The sequence below is a fragment of the Roseovarius sp. M141 genome, assembly GCF_024355225.1.
Classification (GTDB): Bacteria; Pseudomonadota; Alphaproteobacteria; order Rhodobacterales; family Rhodobacteraceae; genus Roseovarius.
In genome coordinates this window covers 54,298-68,522 of record NZ_VCNH01000008.1, presented here as the reverse complement: position 1 = coordinate 68,522, position 14,225 = coordinate 54,298, and the positions used below count along the sequence as shown (strand labels likewise).

Annotated in this window: 13 protein-coding genes, 1 tRNA gene, 1 rRNA gene and 2 pseudogenes; 11 read left to right on the top strand and 6 right to left on the bottom strand. The window is 57.8% G+C overall.

The annotated features are described in order from the left end of the window. Positions 1-34 precede the first annotated feature (34 nt). The 8 genes and pseudogenes from rrf to FGD77_RS04390 all read left to right on the top strand — a co-directional run. Positions 35-149 (top strand): 5S ribosomal RNA (gene rrf, locus FGD77_RS04425). A gap of 80 nt (positions 150-229) precedes the next feature. Continuing rightward, positions 230-306, top strand: a tRNA-Met gene (locus FGD77_RS04420). Positions 307-498: 192 nt separating this feature from the next. Further along, entirely contained in the window at positions 499-909 is a 411-nt protein-coding gene (locus FGD77_RS04415) for a transposase (RefSeq protein ID WP_255006611.1), read from the top strand. Further along, complete coding sequence (tnpB, locus tag FGD77_RS04410; RefSeq protein ID WP_255006672.1) at positions 906-1,229, top strand: IS66 family insertion sequence element accessory protein TnpB; 324 nt, start codon at positions 906-908, stop codon at positions 1,227-1,229. The genes FGD77_RS04415 and tnpB overlap by 4 nt, the downstream gene beginning before the upstream one ends. Positions 1,230-1,583: 354 nt before the next feature. After that, entirely contained in the window at positions 1,584-3,086 is a 1,503-nt protein-coding gene (locus FGD77_RS04405; protein ID WP_255006671.1) for a recombinase family protein, read from the top strand. Continuing rightward, positions 3,040-3,669 (top strand): hypothetical protein, encoded by a 630-nt coding sequence (locus tag FGD77_RS04400; protein WP_255006670.1) that lies wholly within the window; start codon positions 3,040-3,042, stop codon positions 3,667-3,669. The genes FGD77_RS04405 and FGD77_RS04400 overlap by 47 nt, the downstream gene beginning before the upstream one ends. 123 nt (positions 3,670-3,792) lie before the next feature. Further along, positions 3,793-5,401, top strand: a protein-coding gene (locus FGD77_RS04395) for an IS66 family transposase (protein WP_255006669.1) whose coding sequence is annotated in 2 segments (ribosomal slippage) — positions 3,793-4,305 and positions 4,307-5,401 — 1,608 coding nt in all. Because the reading frame shifts where the segments join, the coding sequence is not laid out codon by codon here. 112 nt (positions 5,402-5,513) lie between these two features. Continuing rightward, positions 5,514-5,675, top strand: a pseudogene (locus FGD77_RS04390) (transposase); the annotation flags it as partial. 148 nt (positions 5,676-5,823) lie between these two features. On the opposite strand, the gene FGD77_RS04385 reads toward FGD77_RS04390, so the two are convergent. The 3 genes from FGD77_RS04385 to FGD77_RS04375 are packed head-to-tail and all read right to left on the bottom strand — an operon-like array spanning position 5,824 to position 8,683. Further along, positions 5,824-6,390, bottom strand: coding sequence for a helix-turn-helix domain-containing protein (locus FGD77_RS04385; RefSeq protein ID WP_255006607.1), 567 nt, complete (start codon positions 6,388-6,390; stop codon positions 5,824-5,826). Between the two features lie 38 nt (positions 6,391-6,428). Then, positions 6,429-7,484, bottom strand: coding sequence for an L-threonine 3-dehydrogenase (gene tdh, locus FGD77_RS04380; protein WP_255006667.1), 1,056 nt, complete (start codon positions 7,482-7,484; stop codon positions 6,429-6,431). Then, a complete protein-coding gene (locus tag FGD77_RS04375) occupies positions 7,481-8,683 on the bottom strand; it encodes a glycine C-acetyltransferase (protein WP_255006586.1) in 1,203 nt (400 codons plus the stop codon). Before FGD77_RS04375 ends, tdh begins: the two co-directional genes overlap by 4 nt. Positions 8,684-8,889: 206 nt before the next feature. Between FGD77_RS04375 and FGD77_RS04370 the strand changes: the two genes are divergently transcribed. Beyond that, positions 8,890-9,186, top strand: coding sequence for a hypothetical protein (locus FGD77_RS04370; protein WP_255006666.1), 297 nt, complete (start codon positions 8,890-8,892; stop codon positions 9,184-9,186). A gap of 210 nt (positions 9,187-9,396) precedes the next feature. On the opposite strand, the pseudogene FGD77_RS04365 reads toward FGD77_RS04370, so the two are convergent. The 3 genes and pseudogenes from FGD77_RS04365 to FGD77_RS04355 form a co-directional block, all read right to left on the bottom strand. Further along, positions 9,397-10,123 (bottom strand): annotated as a pseudogene (locus FGD77_RS04365) (IS630 family transposase); the annotation flags it as partial. A 247-nt stretch (positions 10,124-10,370) separates the two neighbouring features. Beyond that, positions 10,371-10,694, bottom strand: a complete 324-nt coding sequence (locus FGD77_RS04360) for a hypothetical protein (protein ID WP_255006664.1) — start codon at positions 10,692-10,694, stop codon at positions 10,371-10,373. Between the two features lie 4 nt (positions 10,695-10,698). Further along, positions 10,699-11,715: a PLP-dependent aminotransferase family protein gene (locus FGD77_RS04355; protein WP_255006662.1), complete on the bottom strand. Its 1,017-nt coding sequence runs from the start codon at positions 11,713-11,715 to the stop codon at positions 10,699-10,701. A gap of 152 nt (positions 11,716-11,867) precedes the next feature. Here FGD77_RS04355 and FGD77_RS04350 point away from each other — a divergent pair, with 152 nt between their 5' ends. Next, positions 11,868-12,995, top strand: coding sequence for an extracellular solute-binding protein (locus FGD77_RS04350; protein WP_255006581.1), 1,128 nt, complete (start codon positions 11,868-11,870; stop codon positions 12,993-12,995). 73 nt (positions 12,996-13,068) lie between these two features. Then, complete coding sequence (locus FGD77_RS04345; protein ID WP_255006580.1) at positions 13,069-14,157, top strand: ABC transporter ATP-binding protein; 1,089 nt, start codon at positions 13,069-13,071, stop codon at positions 14,155-14,157. Positions 14,158-14,225 lie beyond the last annotated feature (68 nt).

Here is a 14,225-nt window from a genome sequence, read left to right as displayed (position 1 = left end):
ATTCTTGACTTGGAACTCCGAGGGTTTTTCTCGGTTTGGTGATCATAGCGCGAGCAAAACACCCGGTCCCATCCCGAACCCGGCAGTTAAGTGCCGTAGCGCCCATGGTACTGCGTCTTAAGACGTGGGAGAGTAGGTCGTCGCCAAACCTAGTAAAACCCCCAGAGTTTGTATCTCTCTTCGATGTAGCCTCACCTGAACAACACCGGTCCTCGTGAGGCACAATTGGCGCGGGATGGAGCAGCCCGGTAGCTCGTCAGGCTCATAACCTGAAGGTCGTAGGTTCAAATCCTACTCCCGCAACCAAAAAACAACGCTAAATCAAAAGCTTAAAGTCCGACCTAATCAGTCGGGCTTTTGCTTGTGCGGTTTACATCAACGCCACATCAACACCGGACCAGAAAAACCGCACCAGCGTGCATAAGCGGGCATTTGCAGGGTAAGGCTCCGGCGGCGGCCGTCTGACTTTGGCTACGATCCGATGATAAGTCCGATGTTATGTCCGATTTCATTTACCGCCCTCAAATCGAAGTTCTCTCTGCAGCCGATGGCATTCGTCGTCGGCAATGGTCGGATGAGGGCAAGCTCCGGATCGTCGAGGAAAGTTTTGTCGGCCACCGGCAAGTGACAGCGACGGCGCGGCGGCATGGCATTTGCCGATCACTGTTGACGATCTGGCGGCGACAGTATCGCAACGGTGAGCTTGGTGCGGGCCGCCCGGTATCCTTCGCCCCGGTGACCGTCACGAAGGGTGTCCCTGCCTCTCAAACGGGGCCGGTTGATCCCCCTGATCTTCCACGGAACTCTCAGGTGGAGATAGCCCTGCCGAATGGCCGTCGGCTTGTCGTGCCCACCGGGGTCGAGCCGGAAGCGCTTGCGCGGATCCTGTCAGTGGTGGACGGGCAATGATCGCGTTTCCGGCAGGCGTGAAGGTCTGGATCGCCGGCGGCGTGACTGACATGCGGCGGGGCATGAACACGCTGGCATTGCAGGTGCAGCAAGGTCTCGGGCGTGATCCGCATGCGGGAGAGATATTTTGCTTCCGCGGCCGCAAAGGCGATCTGGTCAAGATTTTATGGCATGAGGGGGTCGGCACATCACTCTATCTGAAACGTCTCGAGGCAGGCAAGTTCATCTGGCCGGTGAGCCGCACGGGCGACGCAGTCCAGGTCTCCGCAGCCCAGCTCGGTTATCTTCTCGAAGGTGTTTGGGGATACCCCCTTTGGTGATGCTGACGAATCTTTTCCAGAGGAGGTTCAGGTCCTTGATCCGCGCCATCCGCTCTTTGGGCGCAGGTTCCAGGTTCTTGGCCGATCGTTGTTTCGCAGGGGCAGTTCTTCGCCCTTCTACGAGGTTGCGTATCGCGATGGCGTGACACTGAATGTGCCGGTGGCGGTGACCGAGCCGTGTGTTTTGCTGACTTCTCCTACCAAACTGAGCGTGGAAGCTTTGCTGGAGCTACTAAATGTGGTAAGTTTAGATCATGAGCACGGCACCCGAAGATCTTTGGACGATGCTGCCGGTGACGCTGAGGCGCCAGATCGTCGACGACATAGCCGTGGTTCTGGCGGAGGTCTTTCGTGATGTCCGAGTTGATCCAACTGACGCATCTGAAGCGCAAGGCCGTCGTCTACATCCGACAATCGACGCCGCATCAGGTCGTGAGCAACCAAGAGAGCCTGCGGCTGCAATACGCGCTCAGCCAACGCGCCCACGATCTTGGATGGCATGAAGCTGACATTGACGTGATCGACGCCGATCTCGGTCTGAGCGGCGCCTCGGCCGCACATCGCAGCGGGTTCCAGGAACTTGTCGGTCGGGTCGGGCTCAGCGAAGTGGGAATGATCCTGTCCGTCGACGTGACGCGGCTCGCGCGCAACTGCTCGGATTGGTATCCTCTTCTGGACATCTGTGGGCTGCGGGGGTGTCTGATCGCCGATCGCGACGGCGTCTATGACCCCGGCAGTGCCAACGGACGCCTTCTGCTTGGCCTCAAGGGCACCATATCCGAACTCGAGCTGCATACGATCCGCAGCCGCCTGACGACCGGCTCGATCGCCAAGGCACAGCGCGGGGAGCTCGCCCTCACCTTGCCGGTCGGCCTCGTACGGGATGCCGGTGTCGTGCTGAAGGATCCCGATATGGGTGTTCAGGACCGGCTTGGTCTTGTGTTCGAACTCTTTCTGAAGCTGCGCAGCATCGCCAAGGTGATGCGCATGCTGAATGCTCGCGGTCTCGATCTGCCACGCAGGGACCGGCACGGCGAGTTGCACTGGGCTCGCGCGACGGTTTCCGCGGTCGCTGCGATCCTGAAGAATCCCGCTTACGCAGGCGCTTTCGTCTATGGCCGAACCCGCATGAGGGACACGACCCCGGACGGTCGGTCTCCGGCAAAAGCGAAAGTGGCGAGACCTCTCGAGGAATGGCGTATTGTCGTGAAGGACCGGTATCCGGCCTATATCGATTGGCCGACCTATGAGAAGATCCGCAGCATCGTGAGCGACAACCGGGCCGAATACATGCGCACCAAGACAAGAGGCATCCCCCGCGACGGCGACCTTCTCTTGCATGGCATCGTGTGGTGCGGACGGTGCGGCCACAAGATGTATGTTCGATACAAGGGCGGCGGAGAGTATGTCTGCAACCACTTGCGCACCCACTCCGGGTTGCCCACTTGCCAGCATATCCGGGCCGAGGCAGTGGACGCCGCTGTTGCCGACGCATTCCTGACCGCGCTGGCCCCCGCGGAACTCGATGCTCTGTCACGCGCCCGCCGGGCCCAGAGCAAGGTCGACGGAGCCTTGCGCGCAAACGCCGAACGCGAGGTCGAGCGCACACGCTATGCAGCGGCTTTGGCACAGCGGCAGTACAATCGCGTCGATCCTGACAACCGTCTCGTGGCCGCCGAACTTGAACGCCGCTGGGAAAGCGCGCTGATGGAGGCTCGGGCGGCGGAGGCGGCGCTGGCCGAGCAATCCGAACAGCAACCGACCGCGCCTCTGGCAATGGGGGAAGGCTTTCACCGGCAAGGTGGTGGCCTTGGCGGGACGTCTGCCGCAAATCTGGGCGGATCCCGCCACCACTGACGCGCATCGCAAGTCGCTCCTGCGCTGCCTGGTGGACAAGGTGGTGCTCGACCGGACGTCCGAGCGCGCGCTGGTCCGCATCGTATGGCGCGGCGGGGCGGTGACCGACCTCGATGTCAAAATGCGGGTCACGGCGATCGCAAAACTCGCTCGGGGTGGCGAAATGCGGGCGCGCCTGCTCGACCTGGCGAAAGAAGGCAGGCCCGACAATGAAATTGCTCGCCTTCTCACCGAAGAGGGTCACGGATCGGCCAACTGTGCCGACATGGTTCTTCCCGTCACCGTGCAACGTATCCGGCTGGCCGAAGGCATCAAGGCGCCCCCTTCCCGCAGGCGGTGGGAGCACGATCCCGGCTTCCTGAGCACAACGGAGCTCGCTGCCAAGTTGGGGATTCCGGTCAACTGGCTCTACGTCCAGATCAAGAAGAAGCGTCTGCTCATCGAACCTCAGCCAACCGGTGCCTATCTGTTTCCCGACACGTCAGTCGTGTTGGACGGAGTGCAGAACCTACGAAATCACGTGATCGGCGAACTGGATTTGAGAATCTGTCAGCCTGACAATGGGGGGTATCAACATGGGTGATCGCTGGAAGGAATTGACTGGCGCAATCCGCGCTGGACGCAACGCCCTGAAAAGGTTGGATAAATAGCGCTCATAGTCCTGTTTTGCATGGGCATTTCCGAACCGGCATGGTAGATTGTGACCATGTCAGATGCCGCCTCCGAACTCGAGAAACTGCGCGCCGAATTGGCCGCCACGAAGGCCCAGCTTGCCCGTTCGAACGCTGTTGTGTCGGCCTCCGAGGCGCTGATCGCCGGCCTGAAGCTTGAGATCGCCATGCTCAAGCGCGACAAGTATGGCCGCAGCGCCGAACGCACCGCCCGGCTGATCGACCAGCTCGAGTTGCAGCTCGAGGAACTGGAAACCGCTGCGGCGGAGGATGCCATCCGCGCCGAGCAGGCGGCGGAGAAGACGAAGGTTGCAGGCTTCGAGCGGCGCAAGCCGGTGAAGAAGCCGTTCCCCGAGCATCTGCCGCGCGAACGGGTCGTGGTCGAGGCCCCCTCAAACTGCGCGTGCTGCGGATCCGAACGGATCGTGAAGATGGGCGAGGATGTCACCGACACGCTGGAGGTGGTGCCGCGGCAGTGGAAGGTGGTCCAAACCGTCCGCGAGAAGTTCACGTGTCGCGATTGCGAGAAGATCAGCCAGCCTCCGGCCCCCGTTCCACCCGACCCCGCGCGGCTGGGCAGGCCCCAGCCTGCTTGCCATGATCGTGTTCGAGAAGTTCGGCCAGCACCAGCCCCTGAACCGCCAGGCCGACCGCTATGCCCGCGAAGGCGTCGAGTTGAGCCTGTCCAGGCTCGCCGACCAGGTGGGCGCGGTGACCGAGTTGTTGACACCGCTGAACGCGCTGATCGAGGCGCATGTGTTCGCCGCCGCACGGCTGCATGGCGATGATACGACAGTGCCGCTGCTCGCCCGCGGCGGCACGAAGACCGCGCGGCTCTGGACCTATGTGCGCGATGACCGCACCTTCGGCGGCACCGCCCCGCCTATGGTGGTCTTCCGCTTCTCCCGCGATCGGGGCGGCGAGCATCCGACCGGGCATCTCAAGGGATGGCAGGGCATCCTGCAAGCTGATGCCTATGCCGGATACAACCAGCTTTACGACCCGAAGCGAGTGCCGGGGCCCGTTGCTTCGGCCCTGTGTTGGGCACATGCCCGCCGCAAGTTCTTCGAACTCGCGGATGCCGAGAAGAACATTCGCAAGGGCAAGAACGCCAAGGAGATCTCGCCGATCGCGTTCGAGGCGGTGAAGCGCATCGACGCCCTGTTCGAGATCGAGCGCGACATCAACGGCAAATCCCCCGCCGCCCGCCTCGAGGTGCGACAACGCCAGTCGGTCCCGCTGGTCGCCGATCTGGAGCGTTGGCTGCGCGAAGAACGTGCGCTGCTCTCGAAGCACGCCAAGGTCGCCAAGGCGATCGACTACCTGCTGTCGCCGAAGCACTGGTCAGGATTCACCGCGTTCCTCGAAGATGGCCGCATCTGCCTGACCAACAATGCCGCCGAAAGATCGCTGCGCGGTGTGGCCCTCGGAAGAAAATCATGGCTCTTCGCAGGGTCCGAGCGTGGCGGGCAGCGCGCCGCCGCCATGTATTCCCTGATCGGCACGGCCAAACTGAACGGTATCGATCCGCAGGCCTGGCTCGCCGACGTCATCGCCCGCATCTCCGACATGCCGGTCTCACGCCTGCACGAGCTTCTGCCTTGGGAATGGGACGGAGCAACGCAACACGTCAAGGCAGCCTGACCGCGGTACACAGCGGATGCTTACGCGACGACCGCGGAGAGAACCCAAGAGCCCGGCACGCATGATGGACTGCAACAAGGATCAGAACTTGACGGAGGCGATTAGAGAACGGGTTGGGACACAACCCAACAAGAAAGCCACGAATATCTCGGTGCTGGCGGCCATAGGCGTGCGCTGGGACGGGCAGAAGGTGCTGCTTCCAATCATGAATATGGGCCGCGAGAGTAAAGCTGCCTGGACCGAATTTCTCGGCGATCTCGATGCGCAAAAGTTATTCGCAATTCATAGCCACCCTTGATGGCCAATCAAAGCGATTTATGGCATGCTACGTCCTGCTTGGATAAACCCGACTGCGAAGATTTGTTCAGACAATAGGCTTGAATGCGCCGCAATCCATGTGGGTAACAAAATTCACTCCTCCTTTACGAACCTTCGACGATTAAGATAGCACGCGCGGGCCGGTCTTTAGCCTGAATTGAATGTGGTCGGTCCGCCGCATATCGGATTGTATCCCCCGCACCCAGTGTCTCTTTGGCTCTATCCGATGTGGCAATAAGTTCTCCACTGAAAACCGCGAGGTTCTCAACACAGCCAGAACGATGCGGATCGCTTTCCAAGATGCCATTTGCCTCAAATTCGAGGTCATAGATTTCAGTAAGTCCGACGCTTTCGGGAGCGCTGAGAATTCTTATTTTACAGCCGGTTCCGCGGGAATTAATTATCGGAACCTTTTCCGCCCGGACCACTTCTTTGATGGGGTCTTCCTCGGTAGTGCCGTCGTCCAGAAGGCCCGAGAAATCCATACCGAGCGCCTGTGTAAGGTTCCACAGACTGGCGACAGTCGGGCTGCTTTCTTGACGCTCGATTTGCGACAGCATTGATTTGGATACGCCGGAAAGCTTTGCGAGTGAATCAAGGCTCAGTCCACGCGATTTTCGGGCTTCCTTAAGTCTTGTCGCCAACCGTTCGTTTATCTTTTGGTTTGCCAATGTCTCTCCACCTTGGTGTAGTCGCTTCTACACCTTGCTCACGTAGATGAGTTCAGCTTGTTCCAATCAAGCACAACTTTGCCACTTAGTCCAGATCGCATCACTTCAAACCCGATGCAAAAATCATCCACATCAAACCGGTGGGTGATCACATCACGCACGTTCAATCCGTTTTGCAGCATGGCGATCATTTTATACCAGGTTTCAAAAATCTCGCGGCCGTAGACGCCTTTGATGGTAATGGCCTTGAATACAATTCGCGACCAATCCACAGGCGATTTTCCAGGGGGAATGCCCAGTAACGCGATGCGGCCGCCCATCACCAGATTTTCCACCATCTGATCCAGCGCCATCTGGTTCCCGGACATCTCTAACCCCACGTCAAAACCTTGGGACATCTTCAACGCGCCCTCGACCTCGCGTAGCTCCTGTTTTGCGACATTTACTGGAAACAAATCGACCACGCGTGCCGCAAGATCGAGCCGGTCCTGATTGACGTCGGTAATCACCACATGACGTGCTCCAACGTGACGAGCAACAGCCGCAGCCATGATCCCAATCGGGCCAGCGCCAGTGACCAATACGTCCTCACCAACCAGATCAAAGGACAGCGCGGTGTGAACAGCGTTGCCCAACGGATCCAGAATCGCACCAATGTCGTCGTCAATTTCATCCGGCAGCGGCATTACGTTAAACGCAGGTAGGCGTAGGTATTCCGCAAATGCGCCCTGCTCATTCACGCCTATACCTCTGGTTTCCGGATCAAGATGAAACTTGCCCGCACGAGACTGGCGGGACTTTTTGCCAATCAAGTGGCCCTCGCCCGAACAGCGCTGACCTATCGTCAGATCGTCGACATTTTTGCCGAGCTCGACAATCTCACCCGCAAATTCATGGCCGGTTATCAATGGCACAGGGACCGTCTTCTGCGCCCAGTCGTCCCAGTTCCAGATATGAACATCGGTACCGCAGATGCCGGTTTTGTTGATCCGTATCAGCACATCGTACGCGCCAATTTCTGGCACTGGCGCGCGCTCCATCGACAGACCTACCTCTGCCCGGGCTTTAACCAGCGCTTTCATTTGATTGCTCATGATATTGCCCCCACTGCACGTCCGGCTTTGGCAAAACCATCCAGTGCAAAATCTAAATCTGTCTTGGTTAAGGCAGCATTCATTTGTGTTCTGATCCGCGCCGCGCCTTTTGGCACAACAGGAAAGAAGAACCCGGCAACATAGACGCCGTGATCAAACAGCTTTGTCGCCATTTGTTGTGACAGCCGCGCATCCCCTAACATGACGGGCACAATAGGGTGCTCACCATCCAGCAGATCAAAGCCCAGTGATGCAAGCCCGTCGCGCCAGTATTTGGTGTTCTCAAACAGTTGCCAACGCAGATCGTCCCCTGCCTCCACCAAATCAAGCGCAGCAAGAGCGGCGATCACCATAGCAGGGGGCAGTGAATTTGAAAACAGATAAGGTCGCGCGCGCTGACGCAGCAGATCAATCACGGCCTGTGGTCCGGCGATATAACCGCCTATGGCCCCACCAAGTGCCTTGCCAAAGGTACCGGTCAATATGTCTACATCGACACCGTAATGCGCTGCCATGCCACGCCCCTGTGGCCCCATGAATCCGGTGGCGTGGCAATCATCAACCATCACCAGCGCGGCATATTTTTGCGCCAGATTGGTGACATCCGGCAGGTTTGCCAGATAGCCATCCATCGAAAACACACCATCCGTCGCAATCATGATATGGCGCGCGCCGCTATTACGCGCTTCTTTCAGCTTTGCCTCAAGATCGTCCATATCGGAATTTGAGTAGCGATAGCGACGTGCTTTGCACAAACGAATGCCGTCGATAATTGACGCATGGTTTAATGCGTCAGAAATAATTGCATCCTCGGGTCCTAAAAGTGGCTCAAACACGGCAGCATTCGCATCAAAACAAGCAGCAAACAGGATGGAATCCTCCTTGCCCAGAAACGCCGCCAACCGTTGTTCAAGCTGTCGGTGTATATCTTGTGTGCCACAGATAAATCGCACTGACGCCATGCCAAACCCATGGGCGTCGTAGCTATCCTTCGCCACTGCGATCAACGCCGGATGATCGGCAAGCCCAAGGTAGTTATTGGCACAGAGGTTCACCACATTTTCGCGTTGCTGGCCCGCATGTTCAACAGTAATCCGCCCGCCCTGCGGCGAGGTGATCAAACGCTCTCGTTTCATCATGCCTTCAGCCTCGATCGAGGCGAGTGTTTCGCTTATCTGGGTTAAGAAGGCAGCAGTCATCATCATCTCCTACTGGAATAGGGACGCTATAGCGGAAAAAAATCCGTAATCAAGGATTTTTCTTGACTCTCCCTATTCTCACTGGATAAGTGTTCGACATTCGGGTTGTGCCGGTTTGATTGGCGCACTGCGGGTGTGAAACCAATGCAATCAAGGCTAACCACCCTGATTTCGTTCTTCCCTCCACAGAGGTATCAGGAGGCAAAATGCTCACAAATACAGATCAGTATGAAGAACTTGCGGTGATGCTTCCCAATCACTTTATATCCCTTGATGTGACTGTTGAAGCTACCGACATGTGGAATGTTCTGTCGCGATGCGCCCTGGAATTTGCATCACATGATATGCAGTTACTCAAAGTCTCGCGTGTTCATGATAGCGCAGTTTATTTTCGGTTGGATTGCCGACGGTATTCAGATATCGCCCGGCTGGAAGCGGCGCTGAAGTTGCCTGATGCGCCTAAGGCTCTAAAGTGGGAAATCACCATTGGACGCCGAAAATAGACAGGGGTTGTCTAACAGGCTGCTGAAAAACGATTTTGGCGGACCTGTCTCGTCCACTTGATCAATGAATGCCACGATGGCTTTTCGTCAGCTCAACGAGAGAGCCCGAAAAACCTGCCTATTTCGGCACAAGGCTTGCGATGGCGGACTTTTTCAGCAGCCTGCTAATAGGGCACCGCTCGTCAAGCCTGCAGAGTTCATGACACTCCCCAAGAAGCGCAAGAACTCTTTGGCCCGGTGGCGCGGCAGGCATTCGCCGATGACCATGCCCGACTTTACGTCGAGTGCCGCGAACAGCGTGGTTGTCCCGTGGCGCTTGTAATCATGCGTCATCGTGGCCGCACGACCCTTCTTGAGCGGCAGTCCCGGCTGGGTCCTGTCGAGCGCCTGGATCTGCTACTTCTCATCAACGCAAAGCACGACGGCCCGCTCGGGCGGATCAAGGTAAAGCCCGACGATATCGGTGACCTTCTCCTCGAACATCGGGTCGTTCGAAACCTTGAACCCATGCGTCAGGTGCGGCTTCAGCCCTGCTTCCGCCCAGATGCGCCCCACGCTTGAAGGCGAAATGCCCACGGCCTCGGCCATCAACGCGCGGCTCCAATGGGTGGCATTCGGAGGTGTCTCCTGCACCGTCTTGGCAATCACATTGATACGCGTTGCCCGTGGCAGCGGCGGGGACCCCTGAGGGGCGGGTCTTGTCTCGCCTGAGGCCGTCCACGCCTTCGTCAAGGTAACGCGCCTGCCAGCGCCAAACGGTGGGCTTCGACGTGTTCGCGCGTCGCATGATCTCGTTGGCCCCGCAGTCGTCTGCCGTCGCCAGCACGATCTCGGCACGCCAGACCAGCTTGCGGGCAGTGTTTCGGCAGGCAATCACGGCTTGAAGCTGGGCGCGGTCGGCGGGGCTCAGATACAAGCAGATGTCATCTCGTCTCATGCCGATACTATGGCACGCTAAAAAAAGAATGGGAATCGTCTGTCAGGTGGGGGAACACTACGTCTAGTCATCTGGAACTGTAATTCGTATCATTTATCCGAGTCCGGATTGCTCCAAAACGCGGGCGAGGATGAGTAAGTTTTCGTCGAGCTCGGCTTCTTTCACGCTGGCAAACCCCAGAAGCAAACCGCTTCGGCTTGACGAACGTTCTCGGAAAAGGGAAATGGGAAACGAAGTAACACCAGCCTCACGCCCCCCGTTCGGATATTTCTGCGTCATCCGTACCCGGAGGTAACCAGCCGATTGCGTTCATGCCGCTGTCAGGAATTTCCATATCCAGCAGGCCGGGCAGTATTTGGGCGGCCCTCTCGGTGAATAGTTTCCGACGGGCGCCGTAGACATTTTGCATCTGTCTGATATGCGCAGAGAAATACCCTTCATCAATAAAATGGGCCAACGTTTCCTGATCTAATACTGAAGTACTACGGGCGAATGATGCGATGGCAGACCGGAAGGTGCCAACAAGTGATTCCGGCAACACAAAATAACCGATGCGCATCGACGGAAACATGGATTTACTGAAAGTACCGATGTAAATAACGCTGTTGGTGGAATCGATACTGCGCATCGAGGCAAGGGGGGCGACCATTGTAGCGGAACTCGCTGTCATAATCGTCTTCGATAATCCAGGCACCGTTCTGTTGCGCCCATCTGAGCATGCTTAGCCGCTTCGCAAGGCTTAACGTGACACCCAAGGGGTGATGGCGCGAGGGCATAGTGATTGCGAGGCGTGCATCGTTGTGGTCTCTGATCCCGGTACCCACATCCATTCCGTCTGGCTCAACATCAAGATTGGAAATGGTACGGTTAAGTGCCTTCAAAGTCAGACGCACACCGTCTGGCCCGGGATCTTCGAGCCAAACCTTGTCACCCGGGTTGCTGAGCAAGGTCACTGCCAGATGCAACGCAAATGTGGCCCCTGGCACAATCAGAATTTGGTCGGGGTCACAAACGTCTCCGCGGTGGACGGCCAAATACTGAGTTATACTGGTGCGCAGGGCCAGACTACCCGCCGAATCTTCATACCCAAGCATGTTTGGTTTAGACTGCTTAATGCACCTATTCCGGAGTTTCTGCCATTGCTCAAACGGAAACAGATCATAGGCTGGAACGTTTGGAAGAAATGCAGAATATTGAGTGCGGTAAGAGTGAGATGTTAACTTAGCAAACTGCGCCCCAACGTCTGACAGCGGCTTTGGAGCGGACACCTTGCTGGAACGGGCGTCAGGGTACTGTACGGTTGGTTCTGGCAGGTGATCGGGCAGCATTTTTGGAACAAATGTCCCGGCACCATGGCGAGATTCGAGAAACCCTTCAAACGTTAGGTATTCATAGGCTTGGATGATCGTCGGACGCGAAACTTTAAGCTCGCGCGCCAGTGCCCGAGACGAAGGAAGCTGCATATTTGGCTTCAAAGTACCTGCCAATACCGCTGTGCGAATCTGATCTTCAATTTGCCGGTAGATCGGCGTTGAAGCGGAATTTTCGACTTTTAGAAGCGGTAACGCTACGCCTTTTTCTAACCTGGACATCGGAAACCTCCAAACGTGCCACGCTACCTATACCTGAAAGTGGTATGGTTAGAAAGCGTAAACTGGATAGCAACGGTTTAACCAGTTTGACGCAAGCTGCATGTCAAGAAAAGCATGTCTTGCAGCCATCAACACACATAAGGAGGAGCATCATGGCGACGGAAAATACGATTGGTCGGCGTACACTATTGAAGGGAGCTTTGGCTAGCGGATTGGCGACCCCGTTCTTGGCGCGTCAAGCGTTTGCATCGTCTGGCGAGATCAAGGTGTTTTCGTGGGGCGGCTATATCCAGCCCAACATGATCGAGGCTTTCGAGAAGAAAACCGGCACAACAGTCAATCTTTCGACCTATGGCTCTAACGAGGAGGCCAACAGCAAGCTGCGCGCCGCCGGAGGCGAAGGGTTCGACTTGATCTTCCCGTCGGTTGATAACCGCCCGGATTATGATGACGGCAATCTGCTTCAGGAGATCGACGAGAGCCGGATCGACACCGATCAGGTCCAGACGGCGCTCTGGCGCAATTCGCTGCGGCTCGGGGCGTCGCATCGCGGCAAGCGTTATCTTGTCCCCTTCAACTGGGGCACCGAGGGCATCACCTACGACAGCTCGGTTCATGACTTTGAGCCAGGACAGGTCTCTTACGGTGACCTGTGGAAAGACGGGCTGGATGGCCAAGTAGCCGTAAGGCAAAAATCGGTGTTGATCGCCATTGCGCTCTACCTCGATGCTACAGGCGAACTGCCGTCGGATCGTGGCATGGACCTCTACAAGTCCGAGGCTGACACGCGCCGCATCTTTGACGCCTGCGTGGACTTTGCCGCCAAGCACAAGAAAAACATCGGCGCCTATTGGAACAACGCGACCGAGGCGACTGGCGTCTTCACTGACGCGGGTTGCACGATCGGCCAGACTTGGGACACCACTGGCATCCGGCTTCATATCGATGTCGATCCCAAGTGGCGCTATGCAGTACCCAAGGAAGGCGGGCTTGGATGGATGGACACCGTCGGGATTCCGTCGGGGGCCGAGAACGTCGACGGCGCGTATGAATTCATCAACTTTCTACTGTCGCCCGAAATCGGCGCGATGCATGCCAACAATACCGGCTACAATACCGCCGCGGCGGGGGCGACCAAATACCTGTCGGAGGCCAACCGCGAAGCCTTCGACTTCGCCTATCCGGAGGGTGCGATCGATAACCTGTGGTGGTGGCCGGTCTTCACCCCGTGGTTCTCGGAAGTACGCCAGGAATACGTAGAAAAGCTGACCAACGCATAATCCCTCATGCAAGGGCGGGCGCGGACAGATCATTGCCCGTGCCCTTTCCATTCTCCGAAAGGACTTTTTTCATATGCGCGGCAAGGATATCATCCTGGAAAAGGCGTCGGTGACGTTTGGAGCTTTCACCGCGGTCCATCCGCTCGACCTAAAAATCGAGGCCGGCGAGTTCTTTTCGATCCTCGGCCCCTCGGGCTGTGGCAAGACGACGCTGCTTCGGATGCTCTCGGGCTTTTTGCAGCAAAGCACCGGTGATGTGATGATCGGGGGCGAGGTGATGAACGGTATCGGACCAAGTGCAAGGCCGACATCGCTGATCTTTCAGAACCTGGCACTGTTTCCGCTGATGACGGTCTGGGAGAACGTCGCTTTCGGGCTGGAAATGCGCGGCTGGGCCAAAGGTAAGCGCAAGGCACGCGCGCTGGAATTGCTGCAAACCGTCGCCCTGTCAGAGCAGAGCGAGAAAACGCCAGGCCAGCTCTCGGGTGGGCAGCGCCAGCGCGTTGCCATCGCGCGTGCCCTCGCGGTCGAGCCGGCGGTTCTGCTGTTGGATGAGCCGCTCTCGGCGCTCGACCTGAAGCTGCGCCAACACATGCGCGCCGAGCTCAAACAGCTCCAAAAGGCGACCGGCATTACCTTCGTCTATATCACCCACGACCAAGGTGAAGCGCTGACCATGTCCGACCGCATCGCCGTGATGAAGGAGGGCCGGATTGAGCAGGTTGGCACCGCCGATCATGTCTACAGCGATCCGGCCAATCCCTTCGTCGCCAGCTTTGTGGGTGAGAACAACATCCTGCGCGGGAAAATCGCGGGAACGGAGGGCGACATGGCGCTACTGGATGCGGCCCAGGGCCGGTTCCGCGCGGCCAATCCGCACAGCCTCACTACTGGAGACCGCGCCATGCTGTTCGTGCGCCCCGAGCGTGTTGAGATAGCGCAGAACGGCGCGCAGCAGCAGAACGCCATGAGCGCCCGCTTCCTGCGCCGCGATCTGGAAGGGCCGTTCTCCAACCTGCACGTCACATGCGAGGGCGTGGAATTTTCGATCCATCAAACCAACGTACGGACCACCGATTATGCGCCGGACGAGACCCTGACCATACACTTCGCGCCTGAAGCCGCGGTCGTCATGGCAGAAGGGACGCTGAGCGATGACTAACCTGCTGCGCGCGTTCGGTGGGCCGTTGACGGCCTTGATCCTGCTCCTGGTCGGAACCTGGATCATCG